The sequence below is a fragment of the Dictyobacter kobayashii genome, assembly GCF_003967555.1.
Lineage (GTDB): Bacteria > Chloroflexota > Ktedonobacteria > Ktedonobacterales > Ktedonobacteraceae > Dictyobacter > Dictyobacter kobayashii.
This window is the reverse complement of record NZ_BIFS01000001.1, coordinates 3040107-3061430: the sequence shown is the minus strand read 5'-3', so window position 1 is coordinate 3061430 and position 21324 is coordinate 3040107. Positions and strand designations below refer to the sequence as shown.

Here is a 21324-nt window from a genome sequence, read left to right as displayed (position 1 = left end):
CGAGGGCACCTTGCGCATAACAGAGGATCACGGCATGACTCGATTTCTAGTCAAACGCCTGATAGGACTATTCTTCATCCTGATTGGCGTCACCTTCATCACATTTATTCTGGGTTATCTGGCACCCGGAGATCCAATTAAAGAATCGATGGGGATCACTTCAATCCAACGCTCTGGCTACAACTCCGCCACGCATACGGATTCGATCTCCCCTGGTATCAACAGTACGTCAATTTCCTGGTCAATCTGGCCCACTTTGATCTGGGCACCTCATTCCACCCTCAACAACGTGCCGTCTGGGATATCCTTAAAGATGGTGTGCCAATCTCAGTCGAACTATCGTTCTGGGGAACCATTGTAACGCTCGTAATGGGCATTCCCATTGGCATCATTACCGCGATCAAAGCCAACACCTGGGTTGATACGGTCAATATGAGTGTCGCCTTAGTCCTGTATGCCCTTCCATCCTTTATCCTTGCCGTTTTTGTACAACTGCTGGTGCTCTGGATCGACAAGACTGGTATCGGCTGGCCAATTAGCGGGTGGGGAGATCCCTGGCAATACACCTGGCCCGATATCCAGTATAAGCTGGTGCCAATACTTACCTATGGAGCAGCTGGCTATGCTTACTATGCCAGGCTGACACGTACAACGATGCTAGAAGTGCTCCGCCAGGACTATGTGCGCACCGCCCGGGCCAAGGGTCTGCTCGAAAAGGCCGTCATCTATCGCCACACACTGCGTAACGCAATCATTCCTTTGATTACGGCGATTGGACTCTTGCTGGGATTGCTGGTTACCGGCTCTTTCTTTATTGAAAATATCTTTAGTATCCCAGGCATTGCCAATATCACAGTTGCTGCCGTCTCTCAACGTAACTATCCGGTGATTCAGGCTACAACCATCATGGTCGCCATTGGCGTTGTGTTTGGCAACCTCATTTCTGACATCTTATATGGTCTTGCCGACCCACGCATCAAAACCGAGTAATATTAGCTAGAAAAGGATAGAGGAGGACGGATGATGGAGAATAATGAGTGGGAGTCTGCAGAGACTCAATCAGATGCACTCATCTCTGCAACCGGCTTGGCCGCCAGCCAGTTGGAGTCGACTGTGACTCACCCAGAGGTGCTCAGTTCCGCAACTGGTCTGGCTCCTGCCCCTGAGATACTCGGGCAAGAGGAAATCGATGGCCCGGCCCTTGTCGAGGATACGGCAAGCGAGACACCTACCACAATAGAAGAGTTAGAGCCAGAACAACAAAAGCAGGAGCGCAAAAAACATCCCAGCCCCACGCGTGAAGCTCTGCAACACTTCCGCCGCGACACCCGTGCGATGATCAGCCTGGGTTTTCTAATATTTTTAGTATTACTGGCTCTCTTTGGACCCCCTATTTACCAGCATATTGGCGGTATCTATAACAGCGACCTGCAAGGCAAAATTGGGCCTGCTACTTACCACAGTTACGACCATCAAGAACTGAGTAAGGTCAATCAGGGTCCATCAGCGCAATATTGGCTGGGAACCGACGCACTTGGACAGGATATGCTGGCTCGCTTAATGCAGGGTCTGCTTATCTCACTGACCGTGGCATTTCTAGTAGAAGTCGTTGATGTCAGCCTTGGAGTTACCGTCGGTGTGCTGGCCGGTTACTATGGGGGCTGGATTGATGCCTTACTGGCACGTTTTACCGACCTGGTCTTTGCCTTTCCGGGCTTGCTTTTCGCCATCTTGCTTACCGGTGTATTTGGTCCAACGGCCAATGACTATTTCTCAAAGTTGCCGCTGGTCGGAGGCTTTTTAAGCAATGGCAATGCCTCACTGGTCATTGTCTCACTCGCCTTATCGCTGGTCTCCTGGCCTCTGATGGCACGCTATGTACGAGGCCTGACACTACAAATCAAACACCAACAATTTATCGAGGCTGCCCGCACATCAGGCACAAACGATGTACGCATCATGCTCAAGCATATCATCCCCAACCTGTTCAACATCGTGATCGTAACATCCACCATGAATATTGCAGGAACGATTATCGGCGAGGCTGGCTTAAGTCTACTTGGTCTTGGCGTCACCCATCCCGGCTCCAGTCTGGGTCTGATGATCGCGGATGGCATCTCACTGCTAGAGGTCTTCCCCTGGGATACTCTATTCCCAACCATCATCCTGACCGGAATCGTGCTCGCCATCTCATTTCTGGGCGACGGACTGCGCGATGCCTTCGATCCACGGGCCAAAGGTTAATAACCCATCCTCAACAGACACAAAAAGGGAAGGTGCGATCCAGATAGTGATTGCCCTTCCCTTTTTGTTGACGCCTGTATGACCGTTTATCACGTGTTAAAGAAGAATAGTAGAACTCTAGAGCAAAAAGATATTATCAACAGAGAAAGGTCCGAGAGGAAAAGCTATGTGTGGTCGTTTTACCTTGTTTCACAACATGCAGGATATCGCGCGGGCATTTCAAGTGGAGGTGCCAGCCTCAATGCAGATTACGCCACGGTATAATGTGGCACCCACCCAGGAAATTGTCACCATACTACGCGATGGTACATCCGCCGCCCACCTGGCTCTGTTGCGCTGGGGCTTAATTCCATCCTGGGCCAAAGAAGAGAGCATTGGCAGCCGCATGATCAATGCGCGAGCCGAGACCCTGGCGGAGAAACCCAGTTTTAAGCGACTCCTCCACAATAGACGCTGCCTGATTGTAGCCGACGGCTTTTATGAGTGGATGCAAGAGCCGGGCTCGAAGCTCAAAACGCCAATGTATATTACCCTCAAAGGCCAGGAACCCTTTGCCTTCGCGGGACTCTGGGATAGCTGGAAAAATCCGGCCGGCGAACAGCTTCAGACCTGTACGATCATTACGACTACCCCAAATGATGTGGTCTCGCCCATCCATAACCGGATGCCTGCCATTCTAACACCCGAAGCGCGTGAAGAATGGCTAGATCCAAACTTGAAGGACGATCAGGCCCTGCTCCATCTGCTGAAGGCCTATCCAGCCCAACAAATGGAGGCACGTCCAGTCTCGCGCCGCGTCAATGACACACGCTATGATAACGCAGACCTGATAGCCTGACCGTTCTACAAAGATGCCATCGCCTTCACGTTCTCCCTTCCTGGTTTCTCATACCTTCAGTGCTCAAGAAAGTTTTTATAGTGAGATGCGACAAGGGCGCACTGCGCCCTTGTCGCATCTCACTATAAAAACAGTTCGGGCGCGGCAGCGCACGTCCGCAAAACAGCACCACACATCCCATAAACATGGGAAAGTCTGGTACCCTTGAAAGGATATAGGAAATAGAAAGGTAACTCGACTATGGTACAATGATCTGTATGCATAGTTGACCCATAGAAATGTTTGTCAACATCGCGATAAAGAGTAAAAGGAGTATTCCATGGCAATTGCCCCTAGAACAACACTTATCGATTATGTCAGTCCAGCCGCTCCATCACGTAGCACGGCGCTACTGAAAGATGGAGCATTGGTAGTTGGCACCAGTCTCCTGATGACCCTGGCTGCCAAAGCCAGCTTTCATGTGCCATTTTCACCCATCCCATTCACCCTGCAGACACTGGTTGTCATGCTGGCCGCTGCGACACTGGGTAGCCGACGTGGAGCCCTGGCAATGCTTTTATATTTAATTGAGGGAGCCTCTGGCCTGCCAGTCTTTGCCAGTGGCGGTGGATTTCTATATTTAATCCTATCACCCAGCGCAGGCTATCTCTGGTCTTATCCGCTGGCTGCCTTTGCGGTCGGTTATTTATGTGAGCGTGGCCTGGATCGCAAATTCAGCACCTCTATCCTGGCCATGCTACCAGGCACCTGCATAATTTATGCCCTGGGTGTCTCCTGGTTAGCCGTGGTTGCCCACCTGAATCTCCAGCAGGCAATCGTAGCTGGTATGTTGCCTTACATCCCATTTGACCTGGCAAAGATGGTAATCGCAGCCATCCTGATGCCAGTCGCCTGGCTGCTCGTCAACCGGCAGAAGTCTGATACACAACTTTAAACACTAATCGCTGCCTTTAAGATATTCTCTCGAAGAGGTCCCTTCTTCATCCAGGGTCTCTTCGAGAGATGCAGGCTTTTGTTGGCGCGCATATTTATGCTGGCGCGAACGCGTCTGCCGAGTCCTCACCGCCTGGCCAGCAAACAATGCAATTCCACATCCTAATAAAAACACACCTACAATGAGAATGATCGCTCGTAGTTCAGAAGAGAAACTCTGCGCTATCAATAGGCCAACTACCCCCGACTGCATAAACATAGCACAGATCAAATAGAAGGTAGGTATATTATTTGGGCTATCCCCTTGCATGCTTGCTGACCTTTTTTTAGTTAAGAATGTGTCTGACACCCTCTAACAATATAATTCACATTAGAGGATAGAGGAAAAAGAGGAGGGTGGGGAGTGTCATATGACCCAATTTCTACTTTGGCACTAAAATGCCAAAGTAGAAATTGGGTCATATTAATATTATAAGCGAGACTGTACGCGAACCAACTTGCGCTCGCCACCCTGGGCGATACCAGCAAGTGAACGCAAGGCATCAATAGTCTCGGGTGCATTACGCACAAACTCAACCCGGGCAGGCTGCAATTGCGCCTTGAATTCTTCGACGGTCATATCATCCAGGAAACGTACACCGTCATTGTCCAACATCACCCGTGGCAACAGGATTAGATCGGGGAGCGCACCATTTTCATGCAAGGCATCCAGCACATCCTGGCCACAAAGCAGACCAGCCACCGTAATGCCGGAGCCAAAGAATTTATTCACCACCGGCAAAACCTGGGTATCAAGATTCTCAATCTTCTTGATATCACTGGCCAGGTCTTCAATCACTGGACTGGCCATAGTGCTGGTAACGATAGTCACCCGGCGCTGTTCTGGCATCCGAGCGGGCAAACGCCGCTTACTACGGGCCCACTGATCAATCAAGAAACGCGTCATCCCCACGCCATTCTCGATCTGCGAATAGAGACCATAATGGCGGGCGGGCGGAAACTCGCGCTCAGTAATGTAATACCACTCATCTGATAGATACACAAAAGGATTGCCATCGGGATCGCTGGCAGCGAATTCACGCTGGTAGGTCTCAACCTGATCAATAATCGCCTCGGCCTCCTCACGTGTATAGCGACGCAGCGTCGGCAAATCACCGATCTTCAGCATATTATTATACTTGGTCAGACCGACAGGGACCGCTGAGATCGACTCGACAATCGGGCGCAAAGCAATCAGATCACGAATACTGCGATCCAATAACTCTCCATCATTGAACTCAGGGCACAGCACCAACTGTGTATGACAGGTAATACCCATGGAACCCAGGCGCTGAATATGTTCTATAATCTCGCCAGCACGTGGCCCATCCACCATCTTGCGCCGCATATCTGGATCAGTCACATGGACCGAAACATAGAGCGGAGTCAGTTTCTGCTCATCCAGGCGCTGCCAATCCAGCTCTTTCAGATTGGTCAACGTAATAAAATTCCCGAACAGAAACGAATAGCGATAATCATCGTCCTTAATATAGAGGGAAGAACGCATACCATGTGGCATACCGGGCTGAGGGGCGAAGCGCTCCGGCAATCCCTTAATAAAGCAGAAGACACACTTATTAGCACACTGGCGAATAAACGGGGTTGGCTCCTCACCAAATAACACACCCAGATTCTCATCAATGCCTTTTGTGACACGTACTTCATGCTGCTCTTGCTGACGATTATAGCCAATCACCAGCTCCTCATCGGCAACATAGAAGCGATAATCGACCAGGTCGCGGACCAGGTTCCCATTAATTGAGCGAACTAGATCACCTGGTTGTAGTCCTGCACGATCGGCAGGACTCTCGGGCACTACCTCACGTACCCATCCATACATTTTTGGCATTGGTTAATATCCTTAAAAAGCGGGGGAAACAGGGATGGCTTGTAGACTGCATCCCCATAATAAACTGATAGCTATCATGTGATTATATCCTCTCTGCTACTACACGTCAAATTTCCTGCTCCACTCCCAGGGCTTTTTTATTTTCCTCTTTGGCGCCTGCGGCGCCGGGTTGGGAGTGTGTAGTGTGTGTTTGGTGGGCGACTGCGGCCGCCCACCAAACACACACTACACACATGAAAGAATGGACATCGTATCGTTTGCTAGTGATCTCTCTGCGTCACTCCATATAACAAAGAGGATAAAGCAAGGGAAAAATCACACATACGATTAACTCTTTCTTTTCGTAATAAAAAGGAGATAGTTTTGTATGGTGATTGGGCTACGCGCTTTGTGGTTTCATCTATCTTGTGGTTTTGTCTATTTTGTGGTTTTGTTTATAGAAGAGAATAGATAGGCTCTGTTTATCAAAGGGCAAGGGTGTAGTATCTAATCGTGCCAATATATTTCACAATGATACAATAAGGCACCGAAAGCACCCATAACTCATTGATAGTTCAATGCTTATATATTATTTATTTATTATCAGGATAGGTATGCAACAGGTTATTTTTCGCCTACTGGGATCGCCAGAAATCTCTTACAACGACCAGCCAATCAGGATTCCCCGCCGTCGCTCGCGTGCCTTGCTTTACTATATGGTCTCGACCCATACCCCACAACCTCGTGAACGTCTGATGACATTGCTCTGTGGCGATATGGATGAAGAGAGCGCACGCCGAGCATTTAAGACGATGCTGGCGGAGGTACGTTCACAGCTACGTGGCGTTGATCCTTCCATTGAGTGGATCATCAGCGACGAGGATCGGCTGACATTCAATCCACTGGCACCAATCTGGCTGGATACGGAGATATTTGAGAAGACAACGGCGAACCTGCAACGCAACTTAAGCCAGGCCATCAAGCTCTATCGCAGCAATTTTCTGGACGGATTCTTTCTAAAGGGAGCCCCTGATTTCGATTCCTGGGTACAGAGTACGCGAGACCATTTTCATCACCTCTACATGATGGCCTTGCAGCACATGGCGGATGTGTATGAGGCCAATCATCAACTGGAGGAGGCGATCACCTATATGCATATGCTGCTGACCGCTGACCCGCTATCCGAAGACGCGCATTCCCATCTGATGCGCCTCTACTGGCAGATAGGAGATCGTACGCAGGCGCTCCGGCAGTATGAGCGGCTGGAGAAGATGCTAAAAGAAGAGTTTTCGGTGCTGCCCCTGGCGACGACCCAGCAACTATACCAGCAGATCGCGCGCAACACGAACATTCAGGCTCAGACTCCCGCGCTCCTGGCTCCTCTACCCGTGTATAGTGATCAAGTCACACCAGATATGCCACTCCAGGCGGCAGCCGAAGCACCAATAGTGGATGTAACGTTACCATATGTGGGCCGGGCACGCGAAATGAACTGGCTACGGGATCATCTGCTCGGTCAAGAAAATAAGCAGCCGCTACTGCTCCTTCGGGGCGAGCCAGGTATGGGTAAAACGCGCTTGCTGCAGGAAATGACGGGAGGCTACTGCGCCGATTGGCTCATTTTGAGCGCTAGCTGCCAGGAGGTGGAGGGCAAGAACAGATATTATCCACTGGTTGAAGCGCTGCGCTCCAGCCTGAAGCGAAGGGATATCGCCCATCTGGACCTGTATCCAGTATGGCGTGCGCAGCTAGAACGACTGCTGCCAGATCTGTTTCACACAGATGACACTGGTAGAACTACCGCTACGAACAATCATGCTAGCCCCGAGCATCATGGCGAGGCAACCCTACTCGCTGATGCCCTGGTGGCACTGTTCAATCAGTTAGCGAGCCCGCGACGTCCATTGCTGCTACTATTGGACGATATACATTGGTGCGATAAAGGCACGCTGGGACTGCTAGGGCACCTGGCCCGTTATGTACATCGGCGGGAAGTCTTTCTATTAGGTACATATAATCCGGGTGGCAGCGAAAAGCGGCTGACAGCGCTGCGCAACAATGCAGCCCGCCTGGGAGCACTGGCTGAACTTGAACTTGAGCCACTTTCTAAAGCAGATATACACCAGCTGGTCACTTTTTTTGAGGCGATAGATGGTTCAGGCCCTGGGGTACAACATACAAATGTCGGATTCTCGCCAGGCGATTGGTGTTACCAGCAGAGCGAAGGAAATCCATTATATGCTCTGGCCTGGCTCGAAGCGGGTCGAGACCAGCCGAAGATGTTCGTACCCGCCCGAATTGAATCGCAAATCAATATGCAACTGGGTCGGCTGAGTCAACACGCGCGCCAGTTGCTACTACTGGCAGCCTGCAGTGGGGAATGGTTCAACCTGGCCTGGGTGGGATCACAACTCGGCTATACCCTCGCGACAACGCTAGCGGCTAGCACCGAGCTGATCGAGCAACGCTTGATAGTCGCGGTTCCAGCTGCTACAACTTTTGTGGCTCCCCCACTTCTATGTATATGTTCGCGCACTGCACGGCCCGCGCCTGCATCCTGGCCTCAATGAGTGCTATTGAGCGTCACATGCTGCAACAGGCGGCACAGAGCCTGGCCAGCACCGAGGCGACCGTCTAATCATCCCCCATAGAGGAAATACCCTGGCCCTTTTGCAACTTGCTTGTAACTTTTTTGTAACCGCGACCGTGTATGATTAGCTCATGATCACGTCGAAAGAGCACAGTTTGTAGTGCTCTGAGTGAATCAAAGAGCCAGCTAAAGTTATGCTGGCCATCAGCGTAGCCATTGCTTGTTCACGAGGGAGTTTTGACACTGTGGTCCATTCAGCCCAAGAACGACAGCCTTTTGCAGGCGTCACAATTCAACTTTGGCCCTGGTCTATTGAATGCGACCATAAACTGGAGAATCCATATGTAACCGCGGGAAATCGCGTCTACAGCGTGGCAACCCAGAATGGTGAGTTTTCAGAGATCGGCTGGCGTCAACCACACGAGATGTCCGGAGTCTGGGATCATCCAATCAAACTGCTGGATGGCTTCTGGTTTGGCGTCTCCTATGGCCCGGCCACCCTCATCGGACCAACCCGCAAAATCCACTGGCTAACGCAGGCCACGAGCTGGCGCATGATGCCTGGCGAGGTAGAGATAACATATCAACTCCCTGGACTGGATGTAGTACGGCAGGAATATGGCATTGATGATCACGAAGGGATACTGGTGCGACTGCTGCTGCGAAACCGCGAGCAGAAAGCGCTGGACCTGCAACTGCATTTCCTGGCCCATACCGATCTGCGCGCAGCCTGGTTGGGCGAGAAGCGCCTGGTCTGGCGCGATGGGCAGGACGAGGCGATCTATCTGGATGAGCAAGCATGCATCGCAGCTTACAACACAGTCAATCCTGCCTATGTACTCTTTGGTGCCCGCAAACGTCCCGCGGCAATCGCGATCGGCAATGACCCCACGGTCATGAAGCAGACCCCAGGCCACGGCATCAGCGGTCACCTGCGCTACGCGCTGCATATACCAGAAGCGGGCAGTGAGAAGATGGAATATATTATCGCCGGCTCGACACATTCCAGTAATGAGGCCAGCGCTACTTTTGCCCGACTCAAAGATTCCTTTGAGGAGCTGGCACAGAAGCAACGCCAGCGTTACCAGAATATTGTCGAACGTTGCGCGTTACGCAGCGATGACGAACTGATCGAGACCGCCTTTGGCTGGGCCAAACTCAATTTACAGATGCTCGAACGCGTCGTCCCGACGATCGGACAGGGCATTTGCGCCGGTCTACCAGACTTCCCCTGGTGGTTTGGGAAGGATACGACCTTTACAGCCCTGGCCCTGGTCGCCAGTGGACAATTCGAGCTGGCATTAAGCTCCCTGCGCAACCTGGCACACCATAGTCTGATCGTCAACAACAATGGTAGCGTAGTACATGAAATCCTGACGTTAGGACATATTCACGACAGTGGGCACATGGTAGAGGTTCCGCTGTTCGTGCGCGCCTGCTATCACGTTTTCCAGTGGACCGGAGATCAACAATTCCTGCGCGATATCTATGACTTCTGTGTGCGCGGCCTGCAATACGTACTGGACTCTACGGGACCAGATGATGAGCTATGTGCCACTGGCAAAGGCATGATCGAATCGCGCGAGTTGCAGAGCGGGCAGGGCTTCAAAACGCTGGATATCGCCGCCTATACCTACCAGGCGCTACTATGCCTGGCTGAACTTGCCAGCGCCATCGGTGATAACTCACGGGTATCCGAGTTGCACGAAAAAGCTCAACGCATACGTAAATTTGTCAATACAGCCTGGTGGTTGCCGGAAGAGAACCTGTTCGGAGATATCTACTCAAGCGTTCAGGAGATCACGGCCGCGCACAATCTTTTGCGCGCCGATGGACCATTATGGCCCGGCGATCTCAAAGAGTTAGAGCATACCGCCGCCATGCTTGCTCGCTACACTGAGCAGCATAGAAGCGACGAAACGAGCTTGAAGCAGTCCCATCCCTGGCTATTAAAGCACATGATCGCCGCCGTACCGATGGAGACGGGACTCGCCTCACGTGAGCACGCCACGCAGGCCCTGACGCGCCTGGAGTCAGACGAGTTCACAGGTCCGTGGGGATTATATCTTAATCCTGAACGCCAGCCGGTCACCATGACATTGCCCAATGGCATCATGGCCGCGGCCGAGGCGCAATATCAACGCATGGACCAGGCACTGACTTACAGCCATCATATTGCGCGCACATTGGAGCAACAAATGCCCGGTGCGTTCAGCGAAATCTCGCCGAATGGCGGCTGCTTTATCCAGGCCTGGTCAAGTTATGGCATTATCTGGCCGGTTGTGCACGCCTTCTTTGGCTTCCAACCCAACGTCGCCCAGCACCGCGTAAGTTTTATTCCTCATTTTCCTACCACCTGGCAGACCGCGCAGCTCCACAGCGTGCGTGTCGGCAATAGCAGTATGGAACTTGAGGTCGCAAAATCTTCTCAAGACGCGCGGATAGTCCTGGAGACACAGGATCTCTCTTACGAAGTCACGCTCGGGTACACCTGGCTCGGGACAACCATGCCCGGTCGCGTTACCCTGAACGGAGAGGACGTCTCTTTTCACACCGAGGTATTTCATCAAGGAAGAGAAGATGACGAGACTGCACAAGGATGCACGCTGCAAATTCCCACGACGAGAGGTTTACAGCGCTATGAATTACATCTCGTCTGGTGAGTTGTGTACCACCCTGGTACACTCTACCTGGGATAGCAATCATACAACATCTTAAAATTGAGGATGTAGTTCACTGTTGAGCTATATTCAGGAGGATCGTTATGAAACGAAAGTTCGCAACCTTTACCCCGTTCTTTTTTATCTTCGCATTGCTCATGGCGGCATGTGGAGGAACGAGCGGCGGTGGAAGCAGCACTAATAATGGTGGCGGTAATAATGGCGTTAGCCAGCAAGGCATCACCAGCGGCAACCACTATATCAATTGTCCCAGCAACACCACAACAACCGCCGCCGCCCCCGAATCGGGTACAGTGACCCTGACCGTTTCGGGCTGGACCTCAACACCAGCGGAGGATGCACTGGTACAAAAAAATCTACAGAACTTTGAAGCTGCTCATCCCAACATCAAAGTTAAATGGTCCCCTATCACAGGCGACTATCCAACCAAAATGCGCGCCAACGTCGCGAGTAACACCGTACCAGACGTGTTCTATTTACAGCCCTCGATGTCCAGCTCGTACATCAGCAGCGGTAAATTGCTTAATCTTTCACCATACATGGCCAAAACTGGCGTCAAAGCCGACGACTACTATTCCGCACTCGTCAACCCTTTCACCTGCACAAGTGGCCAGGTATATGGACTGCCAAAGGACTGGAATAGCCTGGGCGTCTTCTATAACAAACAATTGTTTAAGGATGCTGGCGTCGCTGCTCCCAGTGCTAACTGGACCTGGAGCGACATGCAGAATGACGCACAGAAGCTGACCAAAAATCCTGGCAAATCCGATGGTACATACGGCATTACATTGTCAGCCGATGCCTCCCGCTGGGGTGCCTTCCTGCTGGCTAATGGTGGAAATGTGCTGAGTAAAGATGGCACCCAGGCCGCCTTCAACAACGACGCTGGCGTCAAAGCCTTGGAATATTATGACAGCTTCTTCAAGAACAACACTGGTATCCTGCCAACTACCGTTGGTGCCTCCTATAGTGGTGATGCCTTCGGTAAAGGAAAGGCTGCCATGGTCATTGAAGGTGGCTGGCTGATCCCATATCTGCAGTCAACCTATGCCAACACTCAGTATGGTATCGCTCCTATGCCTACCGCACCAAATGGCAAACAGGGCAACCTGACCTTCACCAATGCCTGGGCCGCATCCGGTGACACCAAGCATCCAGAAGCTGCCTGGGAGCTGATCAAGTATATGACTGGTTCAACCGTTCAGGAGAGCCAGCTGAACGCAGGTTTCGCGCTGCCAACCTTGAAGAGCCTGGCCAACGCACCTTACTTCACTTCACATCCTGAATTTAAAGTGCTCTTCGATGCCGCACCATATAGTTATGCAGACTACTATGGTCCACAGGATGCCACGATCCACACCGACCTCTCAAACGCGATCGATGCGGTCGTGCTCAACAAGCAGAGTGCGCAGGCGGCCCTCAACGATGCCGCGACCAGGATCAATAACCAGTTGCAAAACGGTTAATTGTGATCGGTTAACTGGTTACGTTCACACGCACGCACCTCGCCAGGTATACCTGGCGAGGTGCGCCACAGATATAGCTTCATAGGCCAACCACCACTAGTAAAAGGAGAATGTCAATGGCCACCCAACCAGTAGGATCCTCGGGCACACTGACGGAGCGGCCGAGTCCTCGCCTGCAGCCAGGACACAAAGCAATGAAGAAAGAGCGAGCAGAGGCTATCGCTGCCTACCTCTTCCTGGCCCCCTATCTATTCGTACTGCTTGTGTTTTCTCTCATCGTCTCGATCTATGGGATCGGGCTGAGCTTTTTCCGCATCGACCTTGGCTTTAGCGGAGCAACCTACGTCGGTTTCAAAAACTATATACAGCTCTTTAGCCAGCTTTCGAATCCAGGCCTGAGCGATTTCTGGACCTCGATGGGGAATATCCTCAGATTTACGGTCTTTGTGGTGATCTTGCAGACGATACTCGCGCTGATTCTGGCGCTATTGCTGCATGCCATCAAACGGGGCAAGGGCGCGTTCCGTACCATGTTCTATGTGCCAGCGGTAACCTCCTCAGTCGCGACCTCGCTGATCTTCCTCTGGCTCTACAACTCTGAAGGTGTGATCAACTTCCTACTGTCACTGGTCGGAATTCATGGACCAGACTGGCTAAACAATGTCTTCTGGGCATTGCCCGCGCTGATGCTCCTCAACGTCTGGAGTACGGCGGCAATGTTTATGATCTACTTCCTGGCCGCACTACAAGATCTGCCACAGGATGTGCTGGAGGCCTCTGAGGTCGATGGAGCGAGTAGACTGCAATCATTCTGGTATATCACGCTACCCTTGCTACGCCCGACAGTGTTCCTGGTAGTAGCACTCGGTACCATCGGTGCCTTCCAGATGTTCGACCAGGCGAAGTTTATGACCAACGGCCAGCCGCTGAACTCGACCCTGACGCCAATGTTGGAAATCTATAATGAAGCCTTCCTCAATGGTGGATTCGGCCAGGCAGCCGCGATGTCGGTAGTCCTGTTCACACTCATTTTTATTGTGACGATTCTTCAGCGCCGTTTGATCGATCCTGGTACACGGCAGTAGTTATGTGGAGGAGCAGTTTATGGCACAGGTAACATCGCGTTCGGTACAAGCGACGCAGCAGACGCCAACGACACCAGGGAAACGACCGGCTTCCTGGGTACGGATCGTGGTTTACGTATTCTTGATCATTTTCACGATTACTTCGGTCGGCCCATTGATCTTTACTTTTATCTCATCCTTTAAAACCATGGGGGATGTGCTGGCCTTCCCACCGACACTGATCCCGCATCCCATTATCTTAAGTAACTACCAGGTCGTCTTTGGCAACCCGCTATTCTTGCGCTGGATGCTTAATTCTGTGATCTATGCCGGCGGGGCGACAGTACTCAATATGCTCTTTTCAGCCATGGCAGGATACGCGCTTGGCCGCATGAACTTTCCCGGCAAGAACCTGGTCTTTACCTTCACACTGGCAGTGATGATGATCCCTTCAGCCATTACCTTGATTCCGAAGTTCCTGATCATCAATAATTTTCACCTGGCCAATACCTACTGGGCATTGATCCTACCCGCCATGGCGCAGCCCTTCTCGGTCTTCATTATGGTGCAGTTTATGAAAATTTTACCTAAAGAGTTGGAGGAGTCAGCCCGCATCGACGGAGCGTCGCGCTGGCGCACATTCTACCAGATTATCCTGCCACAGGTGAAACCAGCGCTGACAGCGGTCGTCATTCTAACCTTCCAGGGCGCCTGGAACGATTTCCAGTGGCCATTGGTCGCCCTGGGCACGCAGAATATGTACACGCTACCGCTGGGGCTCTTCTTTTTCAAGAGCACCTACTATACACAGTACAATCTGCTGCTAGCCGGGTCTATGTTTAATACAATTCCGATCCTGATCCTCTTCTTCATTTTCCAGCGCTATTTCATCGAGGGCGCTGTTGCCTCAGGCGTGAAAGGCTAGCCTTTTATCAGGGATACACGTTGGAAGCCAGGCAAGGAGTTAGCTCCTTGTCTGGGTCCAGGCAAACTTATCATTAAAGATGGCCAGCAAACATATACACACAGTTTAGTTAACAGAAAGGAATCGTGCTACTCCCTGAACTACGGATGGTGATATTTTGTCAAAAATTATCGTGCGGGCAGGAAGTGAGCATGAATAGATACATTCACATGAAGGAAATTACAGAACAGTCTGTGTCGACCACTCCTTCTTTTGAGCGCGAGGTATTGGTTGACTTCTGGCAAAAAGCGTTAGAGGCGTTGCAGTCATTGCAGAATCCCTTAGGTCTGATGGCCAGCGGACAGGATGGCCACTTCCATGCTATTTTTGGTCGTGACTCACTGTGGACGGTGCAGCTCGCGCTTAAGGCTGTGCGTCGCTTGCCAGAACACGAGTTGCAAGTTGGAGGCACATACGCGGCGTACTATAACTGGCTACACGACCTGGCCAGCAGCGTCCTGCTTGGCCTGGCGCAGCTACAGGGCCAGGCAGTCAACGATGCCAACGAGGAGCAACCGGGACGCATCGTACATGAGTATTGGGAGCCAATCCCACCAAAGATGGCGCAGGCACACTGGCCGGTCGTTGATGGCAACGGACGCTACTATGGGGCCTTCGATGCCACCTTCCTCTTTGTCTCAACAGCAGCACAGGTTGATGCCTATTTCAATGACCAGGCTTTACTTGAGAAGCTATGGCCACACATTCACGCAGCCCTGCTCTGGATGTTGAACTGGTCAGACCTGGACCAGGACGGACTGGTTGAATATGCCCGACGTAATCCAGGTGGCTATGGCCTGCCCAACCAGGTCTGGAAAGATAGCAGCGATTCAGTCTTAGCACCTGATGACCGGTCGTTGAGTCATCCTGTGGCCTGGATCGAAGTGCAGGGCTACGCCCTTGACGCTTATAGCGCCTATCTCGCGCTGGCACAGAAACTAGGCCGACTGGACCCAGACCTGCAACAGCAGATCGAGCAACGCATGGCCGGCTTACGACAGGGATTGGCTTCGTTCTGGATGCAGCAAGAGAACATACCCGCGATGGCACTAGACGCGCAGAAGCAGCAGATCCCTATGGTGGCATCAAACGCGGGACACCTGCTCTGGAGCCACGCTGTCGACGAACAGCAGGCGAGACAGATCAGTGAACGCCTATCAAACCCCGACATGCTAACACCCTGGGGTGTACGCACACTCTCAGACCAGGCATACTGCTATGATCCCTTTAACTACCATCGCGGAACCGTATGGCCCTTCGACAACGCCATCATTGCCGCCGGCATGGAGAACTACGGCTTCGAAACGCAGGCGCGTACCATCGCCCAATCCGTATTACAGGCATTGGAGACCATCGACAACCCCGTCGAACTCTACATGGTGCTGCCCTCCCAGGTCATTCGAGCTCCCCACATCCAACAATTATGGGCGCTCGTCGATTACCGCCAGGCCTGCAACGTCCAGGCCTGGACCGCCGCCGCCATCCTCTACATGGTCTCACTCTTCTTCTAAAATCTACAGATCTCTATTTTCATTCTCTTACGTGCCCCTGTGAGGGGCGCGTAAAGGGGGATTGTTAAGGGCGCCCAGCCCTTAACCGGGGGCATGGGGGTGTCCCCAACTTCCCTTTTTTATCCTATCCCCCACCACCGGGAACACGTAAAGGGGGATTGTTAAGGGCGCCCAGCCCTTAACCGGAGGCATGGGGGTGTCCCCCCAACTTCTCTTTTTCATCCTTTTCGCCTCCGCAGGAGGCGCGTAAAAGAATGAAAATATTAGAAAATCCTTAAAAGATATATTTACCCTTGACTATGATGAAAATAGCAGGTATTATTAGAACAACGAAAGGAGGTGGTGTGCATGTATGAACAAAGTCGCTGCACAGGCAGCGTTGAATTCCACACCTTCCAGACGAGAGGGGTGAGACGCTAACGCGTCTTATCAACACCTGGCTTTGGAGCTCGGTGAGGATTTTAAACCGACGTATTGGCCGGTAGTGCATTCTACCTGCCTGTGCAGTAATATCGGGACACTGGCGAAAAGATTGATTTGCCAGTGTCCCGGTTTTTTTTGCCCCACAACCCCTATCCCCAAACCCATCCCCATTTTTGATATTACCATCCAAAAAGCGTTTATCCTCATGTCAACAGATAAAAGTAAGCAGCCTTTTTGCTTATTTTTACATGCTGTCATAGAATTTGCCAAACACCTGCTATTAAAACAAGCAAAAGCTTGACACGCTCTATTTTATACACTAAATTTGTCTAGAAACAGTATTTGTTAAATGATGACAAAAATAGGAGCAGGGAGTGCTTTCATCAGAGATTTTTTGCGCTAATTGTGGCGCAGCCAATAATCCACAGGATAGCCATTGTTTCGCCTGCCACGAACCTTTACAGCAGGCAGATCCCGAACCCACGCAAATCGAGCGCCTGCTACGGCAACGCTATCGCGTCCTCACGCGCCTGGGACAAGGTGGGATGGGCTCAGTCTATAAAGCAGAGGACACAGAACTGGGCAATCGCCTGGTAGCGATCAAAGAACTAAGCCAGAAGGGGCTCAACCAGCAAGAATCGCACGAGGCCGAGGAATCATTCAAACACGAGGCCTTATTGCTAGCTGGATTGATGCATCCCAACCTACCGCGCATCTATGATAACTTCTCCGACTCGGGCCGCTGGTACCTGGTGATGGATTTTATCGAGGGTGAGACGTTAGAAGATTACCTGACCCGCAAGGGCGGAAAGTTGTCCTGGTCCGAGATCTATGAGATCGGCATCCAGCTCTGCGCCGTGCTCCAATATCTGCACACACGACCCACACCAATCATATTCCGGGATCTAAAGCCGCTCAATATTATGCTCACACCCGGACTGCAGGTCTACCTGATCGACTTTGGAATCGCCCGACTCTTTAAACCGGGCCAGGCACACGACACTATTGCCTTTGGCTCGCCTGGCTATGCCGCACCAGAACAATATGGCAAGGCCCAGACCACGCCCAGCGCCGACATCTATAGCCTGGGAGCAATCCTACATCAAATGCTCACCGGCATTGATCCGGCTACGACCCCATTTGCCTTTAGCAAGGTACCAGGCATCCCGGTGTCCCTGCAAAGCTTGCTCGATCAAATGTTAAACCTGAATGCCAGCCAGCGTATCTCCTATGTCGAAATGGTGAGAGAATATCTACAAAGGGTTAATACAAAAAACTCGTCAATCCTATCCTCAGGCAATCGCAGCACAGGGACGCCAACCAGTAATCCACCGGCCAAACAAGCAACACCAATCTACACGCCGCCCACACCCAACCAGGTAGCACCAATCAATAGAGCCACTGCCGCCAATCAGCCAGCTAATCCGGCAGCTACATATCCCGCCAATACACCCGGCCAGGCAGCCACTTCAGTGCCAGCCTACAATATAGGAACCCCAAGACAACCATCACTCGTCTACGTACCTGGCACCTATAGTCCTGACGCAAATCAAGCAACATCATTACCAGCAGGTGCGGGCTTGCCAGATCCACCAATCCCGACTTCTTATCTGGGCAAACTCATTTGTGGTTATTCGGGACATATGGGCGTGGTGACCTCGCTGGCCTGGTCACCATATAGTAATCAGATTGCCTCGGCCAGTTATGATAAGACGGTGCAGATATGGGACATCAACAACGGGCAGAAGCAGAATCTCTATTCTGGAAACCTGGAAAATGCCAAAAGCAGGCGCATCGAAGCAGTTGCCTGGTCGCCGGCGGGTAAGCTACTGGCCTCAGCCAGCGATGACGGCATCATCCAGGTCTGGAATGGCAGTTCGCTATACACTATCACTACCTACAAAAAGCAGAGAGGCCGCATTCCTGGCCTGGCCTGGTCTCCCGATGGCGCGCTGTTAGCCTCAGCCTGCAAAAATAGTCTGCATATCTGGAAACCAGAGACGGGGGAGACCCTGGCTACGCTGGAGACAGGATATGGTGACATCAACTCCATAGCCTGGTCGCCTGATAACGACCGCCTGATCCTGGGCCATGAAGAACAACATGTAGAGATTATGCGGCTCACGCAACAGCACACCTGGAAAAGAGAGCTTCTTTACACAGCTCATCGGGGCGCCATCAAAAAGGTAAGCTGGTCGCCCGATGGCACACAGATCGCATCAGGGGGTAGCGACAAAACCATCCATATCTGGGAGGCCAGCACAGGCAAACATAGCCTGGTCTATCGGGGTCACACCGGGACCATCTACGCACTTGACTGGTCACCCGATGGTACAACTATCGTCTCCGCCAGCGCCGATGGCACCATCCAGATGTGGGACGTCAGTGATGGACAATGGATCTTCACCCATCCCAGCTACAATCCTACCGTTTACGCCGTCGCCTGGTCACCTAACGGCAAGTATATCGCCTCAGGTGCCCATAGCCATGTCCGGATCTGGCAAGCTACAGAGAAATAAGCACAACATTAAGAACCCATTTCCCTTGATATTACAGCTAAACTACTGCTAAACTGAGTAGAGATCGTGATATAGAAGATTTAAAAACATCATGATCTCTACTTTTGTGCTATTCCTCAAAAGATGACTTTATGGTATGCTATACCTACAAGAGTTAGAATAAAAGATCCAGGCCAAGCAGATCACCATCAATATGCTACATGCTTGCCCCCCAACCTCAGCAGGAAAGAAATGATAAACAAGACAACAGATGTCAACAATTATGCGGTATACTAAACAGAGAAGTTAGAACACACATTCAAGTACGCCCCAGACAGCATAAAGTGATTGTAATTAACTGTACAGTTATGCAATAATTTATGGGTAAACGTTTACCCTTGTTTTTTCGTAGTGCATTCAGAGACTCCATGTGGAGGTATCCCTTGCTAGCTAAACGCGAGTTTACAGTTGCCGATGAGTATCGCTACAACTGGTCCAGTCCGGTACGCTGGATTGCTTCCCATCTTTTACGCTACAAGTTTTATGTGCTTGGTTTCATGATCTTATGTATTGCAACCAATTCACTCTATTCTTCAATTTCATTTCTGACTGGATCGGCATTTAACGCGGTCTTAAACAAAGAGACGGCCATCAGTCAATTAGGGATCATAGCCCTTTCGTTGCTGGGAGTAATCGTATTACAAGGTATTTGTGATCTCAGCGCGCGCTTCTTCGCAGAAATTTTAAGCAAACGCTTCGCGCGCAACGCACGCGAAGAGCTATATACCAGTCTATTAGGGAAAAGCCAGACATTTCATAATCGCCAACAGGTTGGCGATGTAATGGCGCGCGCCTCCAACGACATGACCCAATTGAGCGATATGGTTTCGCCCGCCTTCGATGTCGTCTTTGATTCTTTTAGCAGCCTGGTTGTCAACGTCACATTTATCGGCCTGGTCAACCCACAGTTGCTGCTGGTTCCGAGCATCTACATTATCGTCTTCTTCTTCGCGCTACGCCGCTATTCGCGCCAGCTCAGCCCGGTATCAAACCAGATGCGTGAAGAGTTCGGCCAGACCAACGCGGTCCTGAATGAGGCGGTGGCCGGGATCGAGGTCGTTAAAGCCACAGCCCAGGAGAAGCAGGAGATACGCAAATTTGTCACCCGCGCCAGTCGCTATCGTGATTTCTACGTAGAGAACGGTAAGATCCAGGGGCGCTACCTGCCAACCCTACTGCTCGGTATAGCGCTGGCCCTGGCCTTCTTGCATGGCCTCTACTTGCTCTCGCACCACGAGATCTCACTGGGCGCTTTGATCACCTTCATGGGACTGATGACCAACCTGCGCTTTGTGACCTATATGTCGCTCTGGAGCTTTGGCCTGGTACAGCTCGGTATCGCGGGCGCCAAACGCATTTTGTCCTTGATGAAGGAAGAGACAGAGTTGGATGAGAACGCTGGCGGATATCATGAGGAGATGCGCGGCGACATCGTCTTTGATCATGTTACCTTCAGCTATGGCGATACACCTATTCTGAAAGACATTTCGTTCCGCGCCAAACCGGGACAGACGATCGCGATTGTGGGCCAGACCGGAGCGGGCAAAAGTACGCTGACCAAGCTCGTGAACCGCATCTATGATGTAGATTCCGGCAATGTCACCATTGATGGGGTCGATGTACGTAAATGGGATATGGATAGCCTGCGCTCCCAGATCTCAACCATCGAGCAGGATGTCTTCCTGTTCTCGCGTACAATCGCCGATAACATCGGCTATGGCCTTGGCTCCAAGGTCGATCGCGCCACTATCGAGGCAGCGGCCAGAGATGCACAGGCCCACGAGTTTATTCAAAGCTTCCAGCATGGCTACGAAACAGAGATCGGCGAGCGCGGTGTTACCCTCTCAGGAGGCCAACGCCAACGCCTGGCCATCGCGCGCGCCCTGCTTACCGATCCACGCATCCTGATCCTGGACGACTCGACCAGCGCCATTGATAGCGCAACCGAAGACGAGATCCAGAAAGCCATTCGCCGTATCCTTGAGGGGCGCACCACCCTGCTGATCACCCATCGCCTCTCACAGATCCGCTGGGCCGACAGTATCCTGGTCTTGCGCAAAGGCGAATTGATCGATCAAGGCACACATGAAGAACTACTGGTGCGCTGCGAGACCTATCGGCGTATCTTCTCGCATTATGATGCGGCCGTTCCAACCTCAGTAAGTAGTGGGGATTAAGAGGAGAA

15 protein-coding genes are annotated in these 21324 nt (G+C 51.7%); 13 read left to right on the top strand and 2 right to left on the bottom strand.

The window, feature by feature from the left end; all coding sequences use genetic code 11:
- Positions 1 to 34: 34 nt before the first annotated feature.
- From EL645_RS42605 to EL645_RS13410, 5 genes are all read left to right on the top strand, one after another.
- Complete coding sequence (locus EL645_RS42605; RefSeq protein ID WP_246035358.1) at positions 35 to 361, top strand: hypothetical protein; 327 nt, start codon at positions 35 to 37, stop codon at positions 359 to 361.
- On the top strand, positions 319 to 990 hold the full coding sequence (locus tag EL645_RS13425; protein WP_246035357.1) for an ABC transporter permease: 672 nt from the start codon (positions 319 to 321) through the stop codon (positions 988 to 990). Before EL645_RS42605 ends, EL645_RS13425 begins: the two co-directional genes overlap by 43 nt.
- A 30-nt stretch (positions 991 to 1020) precedes the next feature.
- Positions 1021 to 2244: an ABC transporter permease gene (locus EL645_RS13420; RefSeq protein ID WP_246035356.1), complete on the top strand. Its 1224-nt coding sequence runs from the start codon at positions 1021 to 1023 to the stop codon at positions 2242 to 2244.
- A gap of 166 nt (positions 2245 to 2410) precedes the next feature.
- Positions 2411 to 3082 (top strand): SOS response-associated peptidase, encoded by a 672-nt coding sequence (locus EL645_RS13415; protein ID WP_126550777.1) that lies wholly within the window; start codon positions 2411 to 2413, stop codon positions 3080 to 3082.
- Positions 3083 to 3401: 319 nt separating this feature from the next.
- Positions 3402 to 4016, top strand: coding sequence for a biotin transporter BioY (locus EL645_RS13410; RefSeq protein WP_126550775.1), 615 nt, complete (start codon positions 3402 to 3404; stop codon positions 4014 to 4016).
- Between the two features lie 3 nt (positions 4017 to 4019).
- Here the strand turns inward: EL645_RS13410 and EL645_RS13405 are convergent, their stop codons facing one another.
- Together EL645_RS13405 and EL645_RS13400 are read right to left on the bottom strand one after the other, a co-directional pair.
- The gene (locus EL645_RS13405; protein ID WP_126550773.1) at positions 4020 to 4325 is read right to left on the bottom strand and encodes a hypothetical protein; all 306 of its coding nucleotides are present in this window, start codon (positions 4323 to 4325) and stop codon (positions 4020 to 4022) included.
- 159 nt (positions 4326 to 4484) lie between these two features.
- A complete protein-coding gene (locus tag EL645_RS13400) occupies positions 4485 to 5903 on the bottom strand; it encodes a DUF512 domain-containing protein (RefSeq protein ID WP_126550770.1) in 1419 nt (472 codons plus the stop codon).
- Between the two features lie 593 nt (positions 5904 to 6496).
- Between EL645_RS13400 and EL645_RS13395 the strand changes: the two genes are divergently transcribed.
- From EL645_RS13395 to EL645_RS13360, 8 genes are all read left to right on the top strand, one after another.
- Positions 6497 to 8452 carry an ATP-binding protein gene (locus tag EL645_RS13395; RefSeq protein WP_161977352.1) on the top strand — a complete coding sequence of 652 codons (1956 nt, stop codon included), beginning with the start codon at positions 6497 to 6499 and terminating at the stop codon, positions 8450 to 8452.
- A 265-nt stretch (positions 8453 to 8717) separates the two neighbouring features.
- Complete coding sequence (locus EL645_RS13390; protein ID WP_126550765.1) at positions 8718 to 11135, top strand: amylo-alpha-1,6-glucosidase; 2418 nt, start codon at positions 8718 to 8720, stop codon at positions 11133 to 11135.
- Positions 11136 to 11236: 101 nt separating this feature from the next.
- Positions 11237 to 12619 carry an ABC transporter substrate-binding protein gene (locus EL645_RS13385; RefSeq protein ID WP_126550763.1) on the top strand — a complete coding sequence of 461 codons (1383 nt, stop codon included), beginning with the start codon at positions 11237 to 11239 and terminating at the stop codon, positions 12617 to 12619.
- Positions 12620 to 12735: 116 nt separating this feature from the next.
- Complete coding sequence (locus EL645_RS13380) at positions 12736 to 13704, top strand: carbohydrate ABC transporter permease (RefSeq protein ID WP_161977351.1); 969 nt, start codon at positions 12736 to 12738, stop codon at positions 13702 to 13704.
- A gap of 19 nt (positions 13705 to 13723) precedes the next feature.
- Positions 13724 to 14608 (top strand): carbohydrate ABC transporter permease, encoded by an 885-nt coding sequence (locus tag EL645_RS13375; protein ID WP_126550758.1) that lies wholly within the window; start codon positions 13724 to 13726, stop codon positions 14606 to 14608.
- Between the two features lie 191 nt (positions 14609 to 14799).
- Positions 14800 to 16158 (top strand): amylo-alpha-1,6-glucosidase, encoded by a 1359-nt coding sequence (locus EL645_RS13370; RefSeq protein WP_161977350.1) that lies wholly within the window; start codon positions 14800 to 14802, stop codon positions 16156 to 16158.
- Positions 16159 to 16955: 797 nt separating this feature from the next.
- Positions 16956 to 19100 carry a serine/threonine-protein kinase gene (locus EL645_RS13365; RefSeq protein WP_126550753.1) on the top strand — a complete coding sequence of 715 codons (2145 nt, stop codon included), beginning with the start codon at positions 16956 to 16958 and terminating at the stop codon, positions 19098 to 19100.
- A gap of 422 nt (positions 19101 to 19522) precedes the next feature.
- Entirely contained in the window at positions 19523 to 21316 is a 1794-nt protein-coding gene (locus tag EL645_RS13360; RefSeq protein ID WP_246035355.1) for an ABC transporter ATP-binding protein, read from the top strand.
- Positions 21317 to 21324 lie beyond the last annotated feature (8 nt).

Coding starts and splice junctions, on each gene's coding strand:
- EL645_RS42605 (WP_246035358.1), top strand. CDS start 35: ATGACTCGATTTCTAGTCAAACGCCTGATAGGACTATTCTTCATCCTG.
- EL645_RS13420 (WP_246035356.1), top strand. CDS start 1,021: ATGATGGAGAATAATGAGTGGGAGTCTGCAGAGACTCAATCAGATGCA.
- EL645_RS13415 (WP_126550777.1), top strand. CDS start 2,411: ATGTGTGGTCGTTTTACCTTGTTTCACAACATGCAGGATATCGCGCGG.
- EL645_RS13410 (WP_126550775.1), top strand. CDS start 3,402: ATGGCAATTGCCCCTAGAACAACACTTATCGATTATGTCAGTCCAGCC.
- EL645_RS13405 (WP_126550773.1), bottom strand. CDS start 4,325: ATGCAAGGGGATAGCCCAAATAATATACCTACCTTCTATTTGATCTGT.
- EL645_RS13400 (WP_126550770.1), bottom strand. CDS start 5,903: ATGCCAAAAATGTATGGATGGGTACGTGAGGTAGTGCCCGAGAGTCCT.
- EL645_RS13395 (WP_161977352.1), top strand. CDS start 6,497: ATGCAACAGGTTATTTTTCGCCTACTGGGATCGCCAGAAATCTCTTAC.
- EL645_RS13385 (WP_126550763.1), top strand. CDS start 11,237: ATGAAACGAAAGTTCGCAACCTTTACCCCGTTCTTTTTTATCTTCGCA.
- EL645_RS13380 (WP_161977351.1), top strand. CDS start 12,736: ATGGCCACCCAACCAGTAGGATCCTCGGGCACACTGACGGAGCGGCCG.
- EL645_RS13375 (WP_126550758.1), top strand. CDS start 13,724: ATGGCACAGGTAACATCGCGTTCGGTACAAGCGACGCAGCAGACGCCA.
- EL645_RS13370 (WP_161977350.1), top strand. CDS start 14,800: ATGAATAGATACATTCACATGAAGGAAATTACAGAACAGTCTGTGTCG.